Origin of the sequence: Pseudomonas sp. R1-18 (assembly GCF_051132095.1) — a bacterium.
Taxonomy (GTDB): Bacteria; Pseudomonadota; Gammaproteobacteria; order Pseudomonadales; family Pseudomonadaceae; genus Aquipseudomonas.
In genome coordinates this window covers 2,463,738-2,482,112 of record NZ_CP071658.1, presented here as the reverse complement: position 1 = coordinate 2,482,112, position 18,375 = coordinate 2,463,738, and the positions used below count along the sequence as shown (strand labels likewise).

The 18,375-nt window shown below is 61.2% G+C and carries 13 protein-coding genes; 6 read left to right on the top strand and 7 right to left on the bottom strand.

From position 1 onward, the window contains the following. Positions 1-26: 26 nt before the first annotated feature. A complete protein-coding gene (locus J3P77_RS11510; protein ID WP_434676770.1) occupies positions 27-644 on the bottom strand; it encodes a histidine phosphatase family protein in 618 nt (205 codons plus the stop codon). A gap of 384 nt (positions 645-1,028) precedes the next feature. Between J3P77_RS11510 and J3P77_RS11505 the strand changes: the two genes are divergently transcribed. Continuing rightward, entirely contained in the window at positions 1,029-2,678 is a 1,650-nt protein-coding gene (locus J3P77_RS11505; RefSeq protein WP_434681974.1) for a phosphoethanolamine transferase, read from the top strand. Between the two features lie 195 nt (positions 2,679-2,873). Further along, the gene (locus J3P77_RS11500; protein ID WP_434681971.1) at positions 2,874-3,548 is read left to right on the top strand and encodes a response regulator transcription factor; all 675 of its coding nucleotides are present in this window, start codon (positions 2,874-2,876) and stop codon (positions 3,546-3,548) included. A gap of 120 nt (positions 3,549-3,668) precedes the next feature. Here the strand turns inward: J3P77_RS11500 and J3P77_RS11495 are convergent, their stop codons facing one another. Both J3P77_RS11495 and ydiJ read right to left on the bottom strand, forming a co-directional pair. Continuing rightward, positions 3,669-4,421: an SDR family oxidoreductase gene (locus J3P77_RS11495; RefSeq protein ID WP_434676769.1), complete on the bottom strand. Its 753-nt coding sequence runs from the start codon at positions 4,419-4,421 to the stop codon at positions 3,669-3,671. Between the two features lie 141 nt (positions 4,422-4,562). Beyond that, the gene (gene ydiJ / locus J3P77_RS11490) at positions 4,563-7,643 is read right to left on the bottom strand and encodes a D-2-hydroxyglutarate dehydrogenase YdiJ (protein ID WP_434676768.1); all 3,081 of its coding nucleotides are present in this window, start codon (positions 7,641-7,643) and stop codon (positions 4,563-4,565) included. A gap of 166 nt (positions 7,644-7,809) precedes the next feature. Between ydiJ and J3P77_RS11485 the strand changes: the two genes are divergently transcribed. The 4 genes from J3P77_RS11485 to J3P77_RS11470 all read left to right on the top strand — a co-directional run bounded on the left by J3P77_RS11485 (position 7,810) and on the right by J3P77_RS11470 (position 12,397). Next, entirely contained in the window at positions 7,810-8,715 is a 906-nt protein-coding gene (locus J3P77_RS11485) for a LysR substrate-binding domain-containing protein (RefSeq protein WP_434676767.1), read from the top strand. A gap of 12 nt (positions 8,716-8,727) precedes the next feature. Beyond that, entirely contained in the window at positions 8,728-9,624 is an 897-nt protein-coding gene (locus J3P77_RS11480; protein ID WP_434676766.1) for a LysR substrate-binding domain-containing protein, read from the top strand. A gap of 182 nt (positions 9,625-9,806) precedes the next feature. Next, a complete protein-coding gene (locus tag J3P77_RS11475; RefSeq protein ID WP_434676765.1) occupies positions 9,807-11,141 on the top strand; it encodes an MFS transporter in 1,335 nt (444 codons plus the stop codon). Beyond that, entirely contained in the window at positions 11,138-12,397 is a 1,260-nt protein-coding gene (locus J3P77_RS11470; protein WP_434676764.1) for an amidohydrolase family protein, read from the top strand. The genes J3P77_RS11475 and J3P77_RS11470 overlap by 4 nt, the downstream gene beginning before the upstream one ends. Positions 12,398-12,612: 215 nt before the next feature. Here the strand turns inward: J3P77_RS11470 and J3P77_RS11465 are convergent, their stop codons facing one another. Genes J3P77_RS11465 through lexA form a run of 4 tightly spaced genes read right to left on the bottom strand, consistent with a single transcriptional unit; the run spans position 12,613 to position 18,353 of the window. Further along, positions 12,613-15,699 (bottom strand): error-prone DNA polymerase, encoded by a 3,087-nt coding sequence (locus tag J3P77_RS11465; protein WP_434676763.1) that lies wholly within the window; start codon positions 15,697-15,699, stop codon positions 12,613-12,615. Then, positions 15,696-17,111, bottom strand: a complete 1,416-nt coding sequence (locus J3P77_RS11460; protein ID WP_434676762.1) for a Y-family DNA polymerase — start codon at positions 17,109-17,111, stop codon at positions 15,696-15,698. The genes J3P77_RS11465 and J3P77_RS11460 overlap by 4 nt, the downstream gene beginning before the upstream one ends. 7 nt (positions 17,112-17,118) lie before the next feature. Then, positions 17,119-17,736, bottom strand: coding sequence for a translesion DNA synthesis-associated protein ImuA (imuA, locus tag J3P77_RS11455; protein WP_434676761.1), 618 nt, complete (start codon positions 17,734-17,736; stop codon positions 17,119-17,121). Further along, the gene (lexA, locus tag J3P77_RS11450; protein ID WP_434676760.1) at positions 17,736-18,353 is read right to left on the bottom strand and encodes a transcriptional repressor LexA; all 618 of its coding nucleotides are present in this window, start codon (positions 18,351-18,353) and stop codon (positions 17,736-17,738) included. The genes imuA and lexA overlap by 1 nt, the downstream gene beginning before the upstream one ends. Between the last annotated feature and the right edge of the window lie 22 nt (positions 18,354-18,375).

Below are 18,375 nucleotides of genomic sequence, written 5' to 3'. Positions count from 1 at the left end.
GGTTTTTCTCGACCCCATGAGCCCTTTCAGTTACCGGCCAGTTCCGCCCACTGCTCCGGGCCCAGCGTGCCGAGAATCCTTGGGGCATGCTTGCCATCCACCGCGACGAAAAAAGCCTGGGCGTAGGCGCTGTCGCGCTGCCCCGCGCGCACTCCCAACTTGCGCTCGAAGTGGTCGATACAGCCGCTGTGGGTGATCAACACCAGATTTTCGTGCGCTTTCTTGTGAGCCAACACTGCATCCTCAAACCCTTTGTCACATTCACCCACCCAGCTTTGGGACGGAACTGCGCTTCCATAGATGTATTCAGCGGTTTGCTGCGTGCGGGTCAACGGGCTGGCGATCAGGTTGGCGTTTGCCAGACCCAGGGTCCGGCGTAAACCATCTCCGACTGCTCTTGCCGCCTGGCTGCCCGGCATCGTGATGCCGTCAGGGCTGGCAAGGCATGGGTTATCCGATCGATCACAACGCTCGGCGTGGCGAATCATTACCACGACCTGTCCATCAGCCCATCGGGAGGAAACCCCGGACTCGACCCAGTGGCCGCCTGCGGCCAGATCGACAACGGGCGTCGACTTCAGTAGCCAGACACCCACTGCCCAAAGCAACAGAAACGAAAGCGCGGTTCCGATCCGCTTCAGCATGCGCTTGCTGATCTTTCGCTTCCAGAACGGGCTCCTGATGGTCTGTAGAGGATGAAAATGGGTGTGTGCCACTCGATTAACTCCAGCGTCGGATTTTGGTAGTTAGGGATGTTGTCTGGACTACTGCCCCGAGACCCGACAATGCAGTCGACGCTGTGCTTGATCAGTGAAGGAATTGTCAAAAATAAGTTGGAGCGAAGTGTTACGTGGTTATTGATCGAATAAGAATTCCGGTTGCGCAGGACATACGCCGGCATCGAACTGCGCTACTTATTATTGGCGAAGCCTTGACGTTTTTTGATTATTGCAAACCTACAGTCCGCCCCATCCATAGCGCGGGGCTTACGCTCCGCCTGGCTTCCTCTGATGGAGCAGCAGACTTATATGCTTAGCATAAAACCCGTTCGGGCGGAGCTGGTGACGGCGCTCGCCAGTTGCTTTCTATTACTCGGATTCAACTCCCTTCTATGGCGCCATATTTTAGCAATCGTAGACAGCGGCTTCGCGGGCATGCTGTTGATACTTGCTTTTGGCGTAATGGTCGCGAGCCTGTTCAATATAGTGATCAGCCTGTTTGCATTCAGAGGTCTGTTGAAGCCTGTTCTAATTACCCTGTTCATGATCAGCGCGGGCGTTACTTATTTCATGAGCCAATACGGGGTAGTCATAGATACCGGGATGCTGCGCAGCTTTGTCGAAACCAATGCCACCGAGGTCCGGGACCTGCTTTCTCCCAGACTGCTCGGCTACCTTCTCGTGCTTGGAATTCTGCCGTCTCTGCTGCTGTGGAAAACCCCTGTTCATTACCGTCACTGGCACCGGGAACTGGTTACCAAGGCTTCTGTGTGCGCCGGCTGCCTGGTGGTCATTTGCACGTTGGCGATCCTGAATTACCAGGGACTGGCTTCGCTCTTTCGCAACCACCACGAATTAAGACTTATGGTCGTCCCGAGCAATTACCTCGGCGCCTCTGTCGGCTACTTGCGTGAGCAGGTCGTGACGGCGCGCAAACCTTTTCAACGGATAGGCGAAGACGCGGCGTTGAGTGGCGAGTGGAAGCGGCATACAAGAAAATCCCTGACTGTGCTGGTTGTGGGTGAAAGTGCGCGCGCCGAAAACTTTGGAATCCTGGGGTACAGTCGTGACACGACCATGCAGTTACGACAGGAACAAGGACTCATCTCGTTCAGCAATGTGACGTCGTGTGGTACTGAAACAGCCGTTTCGGTGCCGTCCATGTTTTCGGGCATGGGCCGCAGGAACTACGACGCCTCGACCGCGAAAAATCAGGAAGGCCTGCTCGACGTGCTGAAGCGCGCCGGCCTGGACGTCGTGTGGCGGGACAATCAGTCCGGGTGTAAAGGGGTCTGCGACCGGGTGAGGTTTGAGGATGTCAGTCATTCCACAGACACTGAGATGTGCGCCGATGATGAATGCAGGGACGAAATACTGCTCAAGGGGCTCCAGCAGTTTATCGATCATCTGGACAACGACACCGTCCTGGTGCTCCACCAGATGGGCAGCCACGGTCCGGCCTACTTCAAACGCTACCCCAGGCAATTCGAGCGGTTCACTCCGGTCTGCGAAAGTAATGCGCTGGACCAGTGCACCAGACAAAGCATCATCAACGGTTATGACAACACGCTGCTGTACACCGATCAGGTCCTGGCCAGTCTGGTCAGGATCCTGCGCAACAATCAGCAGAAGATAGATACCGCCATGCTCTATATTTCCGACCACGGCGAGTCGCTGGGCGAATACAACCTGTTTCTGCATGGCACGCCTTACGTGCTGGCTCCCGACCAACAAAAGCATGTGCCAATGCTTGCCTGGTTCTCCGACGGCTATCAGCGATCTTTCGCAGTCGATACGCAATGCCTGCAACGCTCGCGCAATACCGCACTGAGCCAGGACAACCTATTCCACTCGATGCTGGGTCTTTTGCAGGTCGACGCCCGGATCCATGACCCGGCGCTGGATATTTTCGCAGGATGCAGACGCGCGCCAGTCGATACAGCCCTCAGCGCTCGGTGAACCGCTTGAAGCGGACTCGACGGCCGAAGGAAGTGTTGACAGGGCTTTCACCAAAACTTGACTTATAGCCGGGTAATTTCGCCGCCTGAGCGCCATCGGGTCTTTGCAGATCGCGGATATTTGCAATGTCAGCCGGATACGACTCGCCAGGCTGGTGCCATTGAAGAAGTTGAGCAGGATATGAAGGACCGGTTGATGCGCATATTGGTTATCGAAGATAACAAAGATATTCTCGCCAATGTTTCAGAGTACTTCACGCTCAAAGGTTGTGAAGTGACAGGCGCGCTGGACGGAGTCACCGGCCTGCATCTGGCGGAAACCGGTCACTATGACGCGATTATCCTGGACCTCATGTTGCCAGGCATGGACGGGATTCTTGTTTGTACTGCCCTCAAGGCAAATACCAGAAACAGCGTGCCGGTTCTGATGCTCACTGCGCGGGATGAGTTGAATGACCGCATCAAGGGCTTTAACGTTGGCGCGGATGATTACATTGTCAAACCGTTTGCCCTTTCTGAATTACTTGCGCGCGTCGAAGCGGTTACACGCCGCTTCACCGGTCTGAAAAAACAGGTGTTGCAGATACATGACCTGTCTTTCGACCTGAATACGCTGGAAGCCAGGCGGGCAGGAAAACTGCTCAAGCTCAACCCGGCCACGATGACCCTGCTTGAGCTGCTTATGCGCAAAAGCCCCGCAGTGGTAAAACGCAAGGAACTTGAACGGGCCATATGGGGTGAGGATGTTCCGGACTCGGACATCTTGCGAACCACGATGTACATGCTGCGCAAAACCATCGACAAGCCTTTTGAAGTTCCATTGCTGCATACCGTCCATGGCACGGGCTACAAGTTGCAGAGCCCGCGTTAGTCGTCCTGCGATGCACCTGGCAAAAACGTTTTCCGAGCAGTGCGGGCCGAGGCGAACTTGCGCCCCGGCCCCGCTGATTGACCGCCCGGTTGTCAGGGCATGCCCGGCGCCTGTCCGATCCTAAAAAGGGCTGGCGGTCGGCCGCACGATCAGTTCGCTGACGTCGACGTCGGACGGTTGCTCAACCGCATAAGCAATGGCGCGGGCAATGGCTGTAGCCGGGATGGCGATGCGACGGAATTCGCGCATTTCATTGCGGCCGCTTTCGTCGGAAATGCTGTCGGCCAGTTCGGACTCGGTCACGCCGGGCGCAATCACCGTGACGCGGATATCGCCACCTACTTCCTGGCGCAGGCCTTCGGATATCGCGCGCACTGCGTACTTGGTGGCGCAGTACACCGCTGCGGTGGGGCTTACCGCATACGCGCCAATGGAGGCAATGTTAATGATCTGTCCGCTGCGCTGGTTCTGCATCAGCGGCAGTGTGGCGGCGATGCCATGCAGCACGCCACGGATGTTGACATCGATCATCCTGTTCCACTCTTCGACTTTCAGCGCGTCCAGCCGGGACAGCGGCATAACGCCTGCGTTGTTGATCAGCACATCGACACGACCATGCAGCGACACGGTGAAATCGATGAACGCCTGCACGTCAGCGGCGTCGGTGACATCCAGTGCGCGGAAGTCGGCGATGCCGCCTGCTTCGCGGATGTCATGCGCGAGTGTTTCCAGGCGCTCGGTGCGCCGGGCTCCCAACACTACCCGAGCGCCTTTTTCGGCCAGCAGTCGCGCGGTGGCTTCGCCAATGCCGCTGCTCGCGCCGGTAATGACGATGACTTTGTTCTGCACGCCTGCGGTTTGAAAATCTTGCATGATCTCTGCTCCTGTCTTGATTCGATTTGCAGCCCTGCGAGCGAGGACGTGAATCAAGAGTAGGCAGTCGGGCGCACACGGCGTTATCCGTTTAGTCCGGGAGACTTGCACAATCCTGCAAAAGTCGGCGGCCAGGTTGAATCATGCGGCCCTGACCCGCTGAAGCAGAATCTGCAGCGGATGGCGAACCTGTTTTCCGTCCTGGCGCTTGACCTGGCTGCGGCACGAATACCCGTCGGCCAGCAGTCGATCATCCGCGCCGTAACGTGCTACCAGGGGCTGCCAGGACTGGCTGTAAATGGTCTGCGAATTGCCGGCGTTACGGGTTTCATGGCCGTAGGTTCCGGACATGCCGCAGCACCCGCTCGCCAGCACTTCGAGCTTCATCCCACTCCCGGCATAGATTTTCTGCCAGAGGCCGACGCTGCCCGGCTCGTTGGTTTTTTCGGTGCAATGCGGCAGGAAGTACCAGGTCTCGTCGGTCGCGGCGGACTGATCAAGCTTTTGCAAGCCGGCGGCCAGCGACTCATTGGCCAGCAACTCGGCGCTCAGCCATTCCTGCGGCAGCAACACCTTGGGTGCCTGCTCGCTGCCCAACACTTTGGTGTATTCCTGGCGATAAACCAGCGTCATGGCCGGGTCGAGGCCAACCAGCGCAATTCCGCTGTCCTGCAGCTTGCGCAAAGCCTGGCTGTTGAACAGTGCGGCTTTCTCGAATGCCGCGAGAAAACCCTGGACTTGCAGCGGCTTGCCATTCGGTGCGAATGGCGCCAGGTAAACCTGATAGCCCAGACGGGTCAGCAGCTCCAGCCAGTCCGCGGTCAGGTCCGTTTCGAAATAGCGGGTAAACGCATCCTGAACCAGAACTACCGTACGCTGACGTTCCTGCTCGCTCAACGCGGCGAGCCGTTGCGGTGTGGCGAGGCCGACGTTCCAGCGTGCGCAGGCGGCGCGGAAATCCACCAGGCTCAGCAACGGACTGTCGACCATGCCCGCCACCCGTTCCAGCAGGTAGCGCACCGGCGCAGCCTTCATCACCGCGTTGTAGACCCTTGGAAAGCGCGCGAGAAACGGGATGGTGGATTCCAGAGAGCCGACCAGATAGTCCCTGACCGGTCGCAGGTAGCGGCTGTGATACAGCTCCAGAAAACGCGAACGAAACTCCGGCACGTTGACCTTTACCGGACACTGCCCCGCGCAGGATTTACACGCCAGGCAACCGGCCATGGCGTCATAGACCTCATGGGAAAAGTCTTTTTGTCCGGCGGCTCGTGCCACACTGTTGACAGTCTTGTTCATGAGGTTGGTGAACACATTGGCCGAGCGGGCCCTGGCGCTCGCGGTCAACACGTCGACGTTCTGCTCGCCTTGCAGGCGCAGCCACTCACGCACCAGCGATGCGCGCCCCTTGGGCGAATGAACGCGGTCGCGGGTCGCCTTCCAGGACGGGCACATCGCATCGTCGGGGTCGTAGTTGTAGCAGGCGCCGTTGCCGTTGCAGTGCAGCGCGGTGTCGTAGCTGCGCCAGACCCGCTCGTCGACGGTGCGATCCAGATCGCCGCGTAGCGTGACCTCATCCACGCGGGTCAGCTCAGCTGCCGGCAATGTCGAGGGCGTGGCGATTTTGCCGGGGTTGAGCTGGTTGAACGGATCGCAGGCGCCTTTAAGCGCCTGCAACGCTGGATACAGCTCACCAAAGTATTCGGGAACGTATTGCGAACGCAGGCCCTTGCCATGCTCGCCCCACAGCAGGCCGCCGTACTTGCGGGTCAGCGCCGCCACGGCATCGGAGATCGGGCGGATCAACGCAGCCTGAGCCGGGTCCTTCATGTCCAGGATCGGGCGCACGTGCAGTACGCCCGCATCCACATGACCGAACATGCCGTACTGCAGGCCGTGGCTGTCGAGCAGAGCGCGAAATTCCTGGATGTAGTCGGCGAGGTTTTCGGGCGGCACAGCGGTGTCTTCCACGAACGGCTGTGGCCGGGCTTCGCCTTTGACGTTGCCCAGCAGACCGACCGAGCGCTTGCGCATGGCGTAAACGCGGTTCACCGCGGCGCTGCCTGCGGCCAGCGTGTGGCCGAGACGCACCACTGAGGTGTCGTTTTGCAGATGCGCGACGAACGCATGGACGCGCGCCTCGACCTCGTCCTGCTCGTCGCCGCTGAACTCGATCAGGTTGATGCCCAGCGTCGGAGTCTGCGGATCCTGGGGAAAGTATTCAGCCACGCCGTGCCAGACAATATCCTGCATCGCCAGCATCAACACCTTGGAGTCCACGGTTTCGATGGACAGCGGCTTGTGTGCCATCAGGGCCTTGGCGTCGCGCAGCGCATCCATGAAGCCCGCGTAGCGGACGTTGACCAGAATCGAATACTTGGGAATCGGCGACACGTTGAGTCTGGCTTCGACGATGAAACCCAGAGATCCTTCGGAACCGCACAGTACGCTGTTGAGGTTGAAACGTCCGTCCTGCTCACGCAGGTGCGCCAGATCGTAGCCGGTCAGGCAGCGGTTGAGCGGCGGGAAGATATCCCGGATCAGCTGCGCCTGATCGTCGGCGATGGACTGCGCACAGCGGTACACCTCGCCCGCGCGATCGGTACGCTGCTTTTCGTCGCTGAGTTTCCCGGCATCCAGCGCATGGCTGTGTACATAGCCGCCGCCCAGCAGAACAGTCGTCAGCTCCAGCACATGGTCGCGGGTCTTGCCATAGGTGCAACTGCCCTGCCCGCTGGCGTCGGTGTTGATCATCCCGCCAATGGTGGCGCGGTTGGAGGTCGACAGCTCCGGGGCGAAGAACAGCCCGTGGGGTTTGAGCGCCGCGTTCAGCTGATCCTTGACCACGCCGGTCTGGACGCGCACCCAGCGCTCCTCCACGTTGATTTCGAGTATCCGGTTCATGTGCCGGGACAGATCCACGACCAGCCCATCGGTCAGCGACTGGCCGTTGGTGCCTGTGCCACCACCACGGGGAGTCAGCACGACCTGCTTGAATTCAGGCTTTGCCGCCAGCCGCGCGAGGATTGCCACATCATGGCTGCCGGTCGGGAATACCGCTGCCTGCGGCAGACGCTGGTAGATCGAGTTGTCAGTGGCAAGCACCGTTCGTGAACCGCGATCGCGGGCTACTTCGCCTGCAAAGCCTTCCTGCACCAGAACGTCGAGAAAACGGTCGTAGTGATCGGTCTGGGTGGCGGAAGGTTCGAGCAGCGCAATCATGGGGGTTCCTCAAGTCTGGCGCTCTGTGCGCAGGCTTTTTGTATGCAGAACACGTATGCTTCGGATCGTGCCGAATCACCATGCTTATCAACGGTTGGCCGGATTCTCCAGCCTGCCGCCGCCGAGCGCAAACGTAAAAGCCGGCGGTTTTCCATGAGTTTTATGAATGAATCCACGACGTCTGACACCGTCCATGTCGCTGCTCATCGCCTTCGAGGCAGCGGCGCGCCATGGCAGCTTCACCAAAGCCGCCGATGAACTGGCACTCACTCAGAGCGCAGTCAGTCGCCAGGTCCAGGCGCTGGAAGCGCAACTTGAGGTCGAGCTGTTCAAGCGCGATGGGCGCCGGATCGAGCTGACCACCGCCGGCGCGCTTTACCAGCACGAACTGGCGGCGGCGCTGGGCCGGATACGCAGCGCGACGCTTCAGACCATTGCCCACAAGTCCGAAGGCGGTACCTTGCACCTCGCGGTGCTGCCGACCTTTGGCTCCAAGTTGTTGTTGCCGCGCATGAACGATTTCTACACTCGGCATCCCGGCTATGTGGTGCATATCCATTCGCGTATCGTGCACGCCGACCTGACCCCCGCGGCCAGTGAGATGAACGCGATCATCTGCGCCGGCACCGGCAATTGGCCGGGCTACATCGCCCATCGGCTGGTGACTGAAAAACTGGTGTTGATCGCCAGCCCGTCGGCCTTGCCGCAGCACGGCGCAATGAGCCCTGCCCAGGTGGCGCAGCATTCGCTGCTCAGCGTGGTATCCCGGCCCAATGCCTGGTCAGACTGGTTCGAGCGGCATCGGCTGGACCACCATGTCATGCGTCCCGGCCCCAGCTTCGAACTGACTTCGCATCTGATCCAGGCCGTCGCGGCCGGGATAGGCATTGCGCTGGTTCCGCGAATCCTGGTCCAGGACGAAATCGACAGCGGTGAGCTGGTTACCTTGTTCGAACCCATGGACAGCGGCCGCCATTACTGGCTTGCCTACGCGACCCGTTTCCAGAATCTGCCTTCGTTGTGTGTCTTCCGGGACTGGCTGATGTCCACGCCCTTCCCTGACAGCCTTTAAACAGGAGCTCTCGTGCGAATCGAACCCCTCCCTCCGCTGCAGAATCTCATTGCCTTTGAGGCGACCGTGCGTCACGGCAGTTTCACGCGCGCAGCCAGCGAGCTGCACCTGACCCAGAGCGCGATCAGCCGACAAGTCGCACAGCTCGAAGAATTCCTGGGTCGGGCCCTGTTTCGCCGCGAGCACAAACGCATCCACCTGACAGTCGCGGGGCAGATATATGCCGAGCAGATCCACCGGGTATTGACGCTATGCGCCGAGGCCACCGCGCAAGTCATCACCCATAGCGGTGAGCAACAGCTGACACTGGCCAGTTCGAGCGGTGTGGCCGCGTTATGGCTGGGGCCGCTGCTGGGGCGTTATCGGGACGAGTTCCCAGGCGTGGACATTCGTCTGCGCGTTGTCGACGGGCTGGATTCGCTGGTACGCGCGGAATTCGATCTGGCTGTGTATTTTCTGCGAGAGGCTTCGCCGCCGGGGCTGGACAGCCGTCTGCTGTTTCCCGAGGCGGTCAATGCGTACTGCGCGCCGGGTTACCTCGACGGGCAAGTGCTGGAACCTGAGCAACTGCTGGACCATTGCCTGCTGATGCTCGAAGACGGCCAGCGCCAGTGGCTTTCCTGGAGCGACTGGTTCGGCCGTCAGGGGGTCGATGCGTCACTGATACGCAAGCGCATGACGGTCAACTACTACCCCGTGCTGGTCGACCTGGCCATCGCCGGCCATGGTGTGGTGCTGGGCTGGCAGCCGATGATTGACCGTCACGTTGAGTCCGGTGCGCTGGTGCCGGCTTGCAAGGCCAATGTCGGTGCGGTGGGAGGTTATTACCTGCTGACCCCCAGCGGGCAGTTGCCGCGTCGTGCCGCGCGCGCGTTCGAGCAGTGGCTGACTCGGCAAGTCGCAGGGTAATCGACCGCTCTTGCATGCGTTTGGCGCATGCAAATCTGCGTAATGATCGTTTTCACTAAATCGTCACACGCTCTAATGTCGGCGTTAGCGGGCATGAGACCCGCGGGCTGTTTCACCCTTCAACTCTGCCCCATGTCCATTGCAGGGTTGTTCCCTGCGTGTGTCGCATGCAGGAGACGAACGTGAGCACTACACAACAAAACCCGTCACACGATCTGCCGACTGATCATTCCTCCACTCATAACCGGCAGGCCCGGCGTGCGGTCACCGCCACGGTGATCGGCAATGGTCTGGAGTGGTTCGACTTCACGGTCTACAGCTTCTTCTCCGTCATCATCGCCAAGGTGTTTTTCCCGACCGACAGCGAACTGACTTCCTACCTGCTGGCCCTGGCCACTTTCGGTGTCGGCTTCTTCATGCGTCCGGTAGGCGGCATCGTCCTTGGTATCTATGGTGACAAACACGGGCGCAAGGCTGCGTTGTCGCTGACGATCCTGCTCATGGCGCTGGGCACCCTGATCATCGCCGTTACCCCAAGCTATGCGCAGATCGGCCTGATGGCGCCGGTGCTGATCGTATTGGCCAGGCTGCTGCAGGGCTTTTCCGCGGGCGGCGAGATGGGCAGCGCGACCGCGTTTCTTACCGAGCATGCGCCTGAGGGCAAGAAGGCGTTCTACTCCAGCTGGATTCAAGCCAGCATTGGCGTGGCGGTATTGCTCGGCTCGGCGCTGGGTGCTGCATTGTCCAGCTACCTGACCCAGGCGCAGCTGGAAAGCTGGGGCTGGCGCGTGCCGTTCCTGATCGGCACCTTGATCGGACCGGTCGGTTTCTATATCCGCAGCCGGGTTGACGAAACACCTGCGTACAGCGCCAGCAAACCGGTGGAATCGCCACTGCGAGAAGTGCTGCGCACTTATCCGAGGGAGACGCTGATCAGTTTCTCGCTGGTGGTGCTGTGGACCGTCTGTACTTACGCGATCCTGTTCTATATCCCGTCCTACGCGCAGCGGGTGCTGGGTCTGCCGTCGTGGATGGGCTTCAGTGCCGGGATGATGGGCGGCGCGGTGCTGATCGTCGCGACACCCTTGGTCGGAGCCCTCGCTGACCGCTACGGTCGCAGGCCGTGGCTGCTCGGCTCTGCGGTGGCAATCTTCTTCAGCGCTTATCCGATGTTCCTGTTCATCAACCAGATGCCCGGGCTGTTCTCGCTGCTGATCTTCGAGCTGGTGCTGGGTCTGCTGATATCGGGCTACATCGGCTCGATCCTGGCGGCTTTCGGCGAGCTGTTGCCCACCCACGTGCTCTCGACCGGGCTGTCGGTGGCGTACAACTTCGCGGTCACCCTCTTTGGCGGCTTCGCCACCTTCACCATCACCTGGCTGATCGCCTCGACCGGCAGCAACGTCGCGCCGGCGTTCTACATCATGTTTGCCGCGTTGATCAGCGGTGCCGGCGCGATGCTCTATCGCGACCGCGCGCCTGTCGTCAGCCGTTCTTTGACTGGAGCTTATCAATGAATACCCCGAATGCTTCGCGACTTATTCTGCGCAATGGCCGCCTGCTTGACGTTCAGGCCGGTGAGCTGCTCGATGGCCAGGAAGTGCTGATCGAAGGGGAGCGGATCGTAGCCGTGCGCCCCGTCACACAGCAAACCGAGACCGATGCGCAGGTCATTGATCTGGGCGGCATGACTCTGATGCCCGGACTGATCGATTGCCACGTGCATGTGCTGGCCTCCAACGCCAACCTGGGTCTGAACGCGTTGCAGCCCAACGCAATCACCATGTACCGCGCACTGCCAATCCTGGCCGCCATGCTGCAGCGCGGTTTCACAACGGTGCGCGACGCCGGTGGTGCCGACTGGGCACTGGCGCGCTCCATCCAGTTGGGGTTGATTCCCGGCCCGCGGATCTTTGCCTCCGGCAAGGCTTTGTCGCAAACCGGCGGGCATGGCGACATGCGTGCTCGCGGTGAACTACTGCTCAATGAGCCATGCTCCTGCTGCTTCCGCGCCGGGGCAATCGCGCGGGTGGTGGACGGCGTGGACAATGTGCGCCTTGCGGTGCGTGAAGAGCTGCAACAGGGTGCCAGCCAGATCAAGATCATGGCTTCGGGTGGGGTGTCTTCACCCACCGATCCGATTGCCAACACGCAGTACAGCGAGGCGGAAATTCGCGCCATCGTCGACGAGGCCGAGGCGGCCAACACTTACGTCATGGCCCATGCCTACACCGCGCGCGCCATTCGCCGTGCCATCGAGTGCGGGGTGCGCACTATCGAGCATGGCAATCTGGTGGATGCCGATACTGCGAAACTGATGGCGGAAAAAGGCGCTTTTGCCGTACCGACGCAGGTTACTTACGAAATGCTGGCAGAGTATGGCGAACGTTTCGGGTTGCCAGCGGACTCGGTCGCCAAGATCGAAGACGTGCGTCAGGCAGGACGCAATGCCTTGAAGCTGTTCGCCGAGGCGGGCGTGCCGATGGGCTATGGTTCGGACCTGCTGGGCGAAATGCACGAGTACCAGAGCCACGAGCTGAAGATTCGCGCCGAGGTACTGGGCAACCTGGCGGCCCTTCGCAGCGCGACCAGCGTGGCCGCGCAGATCCTGCAACGCGAGGGTGAACTGGGTTGCATCGCACCCGGTGCGCTCGCCGATCTGCTGGTGGTCGATGGCAATCCACTGACCGATATCAATTGCCTGGTCGGCCAGGGCGAGCGGCTGGCGATGATTGTTCAGGCGGGGAACGTGCGCAAGAACACCCTGGCCTGACCCTTCAGAGCGCACTGGTCCGCGAAAGCCGCATCCAGGCTGCGCAATTGGTGTGGATGTATCCCCCTTCGCGGACGAGTCCGCTCCCAAAGTAGGAGCGGACTTGTCCGCGAAGGCGGCATTTGAGACCAGGCAATTGTTGTGGATGTACCAGGCTCTTCGAGGACAAGCGGATCGCCGCCCGGCGGATCGCCGCCCTATCTGCCCTACGGGATCTACTGGAAATCCCGGCTGCGCACATCCAGTCCGGCCAGCAGCGGTGTGAGGTCGTACAGACGATGGGCGATGAGGTGGCGGACGCCATCTTTGGATTCGAACTTGCCGAACACCTGCAACAGCTGCGAGCCCACCAACACTTTGCGCTGCCGCTCTGCCAGGTCGCGCCAGACCACCACATTGACCATCCCGAACTCATCTTCCAGGGTCACGAACGTCACCCCGCTGGCCGTGCCGGGCCGCTGACGGCCGATGACGATTCCGGCCACGCTCAGCGTACGACCATGCTCCAGACTCAGCAGGTCTCTGGAGCTGCGAAAGCGCCTGGCCGCCAACTGACGGCGCAGCATGGACAACGGATGCGGGCCCAATGTCGTGCCCAGCGTGTCGTAATCGGCGCGCATGTCTTGGACGACCGTAGGCAGCGGCAAGGCGACCTGCTGTTCTTCGGTGGGCAGTTCGTCGAACAAAGGCCGTTGCGCCTCGACGCCGGCCACTTCCCAGCGCGCCCGGTGGCGGTGGCCGACCAACCCGCGCAAGGCACCCGAATCGGCAAGCAGCTCGGCAGCCCGCCGATCCAGCCCGGCTCGCAGGGTCAGGTCGGTGGCATCGCTGAAGGCGCGAACGGCGCGGGCGGCTTCAATGCGACGGGCATCCTCCTCGCGAAAGCCGCGCACCATGCGCAGTCCCAGGCGGATTGCCAGGTTGCGGCGGTAGTCGGGGTGCTCGACCGGCTCCAGCGAGCAATCCCAATCGCTGTAGCGAATGTCGATCGGGTGGATTTCGATCTGATGCCGCCTCGCATCCTGCAACAGCTGGTCCGGGGTATAAAAGCCCATCGGCCAGCTGTTGATCAGGGCGCAGGTGAAGGCAGCCGGCTCATGGCACTTGAGCCAGCAGCTTGCGTAGGTGAGCAAGGCAAAGCTCGCCGCATGGGACTCCGGGAATCCGTAACTGCCAAAGCCCTTGATCTGCTCGAAGATACGATTGGCGAACTCTTCGGTGTAGCCGTTAGCCTTCATGCCTTTGGCCAGCCGTTCGCGGTGCGGCTCAAGACCGCCATGGCGCTTCCAGGCAGCCATCGAGCGGCGCAACTGATCCGCCTCGCCCGGGCTGTAGTTCGCCGCCAGAATGGCGACTTCCATTACCTGTTCCTGGAACAGTGGAATGCCGAGCGTGCGCTCGAATACTTTTTCCAGCTGCGGCGGGTAGGTAATGGGCTCGTCGCCTTTGCGCCTGCGCAGGTAGGGATGAACCATGTCGCCCTGAATCGGCCCCGGCCGCACGATGGCGACCTCGATCACCAGATCGTAGAATTTTTTCGGCTGAAGACGCGGCAACATCGCCATCTGCGCACGGGACTCGATCTGGAACACGCCCACCGTATCGGCGCGGCAGATCATCTCGAAGGTCTGCGGATCGTCATGGGGCAACGATGACAATTGCCAGTGGTTGTCCCGGTAGCGCTTGACCAGCTCAAAGGTGCGACGCAAGGCGCTGAGCATGCCCAGGGCCAGAATATCGACTTTGAGCAGACCCACCTGATCCAGGTCGTCCTTGTCCCACTGAATGATGGTGCGGTCAGCCATGGCGGCGTTTTCGACCGGCACGAGGGTGTCCAGTGGATGCTCGGAAATCACGAAGCCGCCGGGATGCTGCGACAGGTGTCGAGGGAAGCCGATCAGGGCTCCGGTCAGTGCCAGCACCCTGCGCAGGATCGGCGTATCGGGGTCGAACCCGGCCTCTCGTAACCGGGCGGGCTCAGGCAGGTTGTCGCTCCAGCGGCTGAAAGCATCGGCCAGCGCGGTGATCTGGTCGGGCGGCAGACCGAGTGCCTTGGCCACATCGCGCACCGCGCCGGCGCCATGGTAGGTGCTGGCCACGGCGGTCAGCGCCGCCCTGCCCCGGCCGTAGCGCTTGAAGATGTACTGCAAGACTTCCTCGCGCCGGTCATGTTCGAAATCCACGTCGATGTCCGGCGGCTCGTTGCGTTCCCTGGAGATGAAACGTTCGAACAGCAGGTTTGATCTTTCCGGGTCCAGTTCAGTGATACCCAGCGCATAACACACCACAGAATTGGCGGCCGATCCGCGCCCCTGACAGAGGATGTGACGGCGACGGGCGAACTCGACAATGTCATGGACGGTGAGGAAGTAGCTGTCGAATTTCATCTCCGCAATCAGCGCGAGTTCCTTGTCGATCTGTGTGCGAGTGGTCGGCTTCATGCCGTCCGGCCAGCGACGGCGCGCACCCTGCTCGGTCATCTCGCGCAGCCACGAGCTCGGGGTATGGCCGGCCGGCACCAGTTCGTGGGGATACTCGTAACGCAACTGGCTGAGGTCGAATGTGCAGCGGCGCGCGATGCGCACCGATTCGGCCAGCAAAGCCTGGGGATAGACTTCTGCCAGCGCCTGCAACGGACGCAGATGGCGTTCTCCGTTGCAAAACAGGCGGTGGCCGGCTTGCGCGACGGTGACGTGGTGCCGGATGGCGGTCATGGTGTCCTGCAGCGCGCGACGCCCACGAGCATGCATGTGCACGTCGCCCATCGCGACGGCCTCGACGCCCATCGTGCGGGCCAGAGCCTGCAGTTGAATCAGCCGCTGTCGATCGTCGGGCCCGCAATGCAGTTCGACGCCCAGCCAAAGCGAACTCTGAAACCGGCTGCGCAACCAGGCGCCCTGCTCTTGATCACGCTCATCAAGGCCTGGCAGCCAGACGGCCAGCAGTCCGTCCAGCGGATTGAGAAAATCATCATGCAACAAACGGTACTGGCCTTTTTTTGCCCGCCGCCTGGCAAGCGTGATCAACCGGCACAGCGCTTGATACCCTGCCAGGGTTTCGACCAGCAGCACCACTTTCGGACCTTGTTCGATACACATTTCGCTGCCGATGATCAATGGCAGCCCGGTCTGCATGGAGGCCTGCCAGGCCCGGACGATCCCGGCCAGCGTGCACTCGTCGGTGATCGCCAACGCCGTGTAACCGTGAAGCTTCGCGCGTTCGAACAGTTCAAGCGCGCTGGATGCCCCGCGTTGAAAGCTGAAGTTGGACAGGCAATGCAGCTCAGCGTATTCAATGTTCACGAGAACCAGCCGTGCAACAACAGTGACCCGTCGTCACCTACCTGTCGATAAGCCCAGCCGCGCTGCCCGCCCAGGGTTTCGATCAGATAATAATCACGGCGCACATCGACGCCATCCCACCACCCCGACTCGATCCGCTCCGGTCCGGCCAGCACCTGCATGCTCTGGCCATGCAGCGGTACCGGTTCACGCAGTAACCAGCCGGGCCGCGGGATGCCAGCCGGCAAGGTAGAGGCGGCCACCTGATTACCTGGCTTCCAGGCGAACTCCGGGCGATGGTCGGCCAGCGCGCACAAGCCATTGACCGATTCGTCACCTAGCCGCGCACGCAATCGTTCGCGCAACTGATCCCAGGGCAAGGTCTGTTGCAGACGCTCCTCGAACAGCTCTCGATGCGCCGGCACAAAGCTGGGCAGATCCTGGGCCAGCAAGCGTATGGCGCGCACCGGCGAGGTGACCTGCACAGGCTCCAGCCGGCCCCGCGCGAGTTCGAACAGCATCGCGGCGTCGCGCTCGGCACTGAGCAGCCCGACCGGCACCAGGGTTTCAGGAGGCTCATGGTGTTCCAGATGCAGGACGAACCGCTGCACACCGCTGTCCCTTCCTGCCAGAAACACCGCCAGATCGGCAATCAGGCGCTTGAGCGGAAACAGCAAGGCCTGAGTGGACTCAACGTCGAAATTAAGCTCGATGCGCAGATCGAAATTGTCCGGAGGTGTGTAGTACTCAAGCGCAACCGGCCGGTCGCCGAGCAAGGTATCCAGATGCTGCAGCACACTTGCGGGAAAGCGCCGGGCCAGGGTGCTGCGCGGCAGTGCCAACACTTCGTGCACCTGGCGCAGCCCCATGCGCGCCAGAGCCGTCGAAACTTCACGAGCAAGGCCGATGCGATCCAGCGGCATGCGCTCAAGGATCGGTCGCAGGCTTGATGTATTCAGCACTGCAAGGCCATCGTGAGCATTGGTCAGCATGCGCGCCGCCACCGGGTTTGGTGCTACCACGATGCGATGACGGAAGCCCATATCGGTCAATTCCTTGCGCAACCGGGCTTCGAACACGGGCCAGGGGCCGAACAGGTTGAGGCTGGATTCGATTTCCATCAGCAGCACGCGCGGGTACTTCAGGCTGACGTGGGAGCTGAACCCGTACGCCCAGGCTGCCAGCAGCCGCTGCAAGCGTTCGGTTTCAGCGGGGTCGTGTTCGATGGCTGTGAAATTGGATACCAGTGTTTGCGCAGCCGTCAGGGTCTGCCCGGGTTTGAGGCCCAGCGCCCGCGCGGATGCATTGACCGTTTGCAGTACCCGGCGCTGGGCACTGCCGCACAGCAAGGCCAGCGGTTGATCGGGATCGGGATGGCGGCGCATGACACCGTCGAGTGCCAGTTGTGGCAACAAGACACAGGCCCACAACATAAGAACCTCAAGCGTCAGTCGGGAAAGGAATCGGAGAGACAGGCGCCAGCCCGCCTCGACATTTGAGTACGCGCAACTGTTGCGGCCGGCTGTCGAGGACGATCCGCAAGGCTGTTGGAGACGGATTGATGGCGGCCTGGCTGGGTCGACAGGCGAACGCCAGGGTCTGACCGGTTTCAGCGGCAACCTGCAAGCGTCGCAATGCACGGTCGTCCACCATGCCGGGCCAGCAGACGACGGCACCGCAACTGCCTGACCTCAGGCATTGTTCGGCAGCCCACAAGGCGTCACGCGGGCTTGCATCGATTACCACCAGTTGCTGCAGATCCACGCCTGCCGCCTGCCAGGCGTGGGGATAAGGCACGTAAGGTGGCGCGACCAGCACGATGCGCTCGCCGCCGGCGGACAGCTGCGCCAGTGAAGGCCACAGCAAACGCAACTCACCGCTGCCATCGGCGGGGATCAGGATTTCCGTCAGCGCTGAAGCCGGCCATCCGCCACTGGGCAAGGCCCGATCCAGCGCCGCATGCCCGCTGGGATAAGGGCTGCGCGGCGGCGCACTGGTCCGGCCTTTCCAGACCCTTTGCTCGTCGAGCAAAGCGTCAAGGCTGATGACCGCGCCCATCACTCGCGCCTTACCAGCCCGCAGAACACGCCTTCGATGGCGAAATCCTGATCAGGCTGGACAGTAATCGGCTCATAGGCCGGGTTGCGGGGCAACAGACGTAGCGCATCCGCGCCGCGTTGCAGACGTTTGATGGTCACCTCTCCATCCAGGCGAGCGACGACGATCTGGCCGTCGTTAGCGTTCGGATTGCGATGCACGCCAACCAGATCGCCATCGAGGATGCCGTCTTCGATCATGGAGTCGCCGCGCACTCGCAGCAGGTAATCGGGCACGCGACTGAAGGTGCCGCGATCCATCAGCAGAGTGTCATGAACGTCCACATCGGGCCCGATCGGCGCGCCCGCTGCCACGCGGCCCAATACGGGGATTTCCAGCAGTTCAGGCCGCGGGGTGGTTTGCACCAGCCGGATACCGCGTGCCTGGTTGGGCACCACTTCGATCAGACCGGCTTCGGTCAGGGCAATGATGTGTTTGCGGGCGACACTGCGCGAGGCAAAGCCGAACGCTTCGGAGATTTCAGCCAGGCTCGGCGATTGGCCCTGCTGCGCGATGCGGTCGCGAATGAAGGTCAATATGGCGGAGCGACGAGGAGATAATGTATTCATGGAGTACATTTGTACTCCATCGTTATTTTTC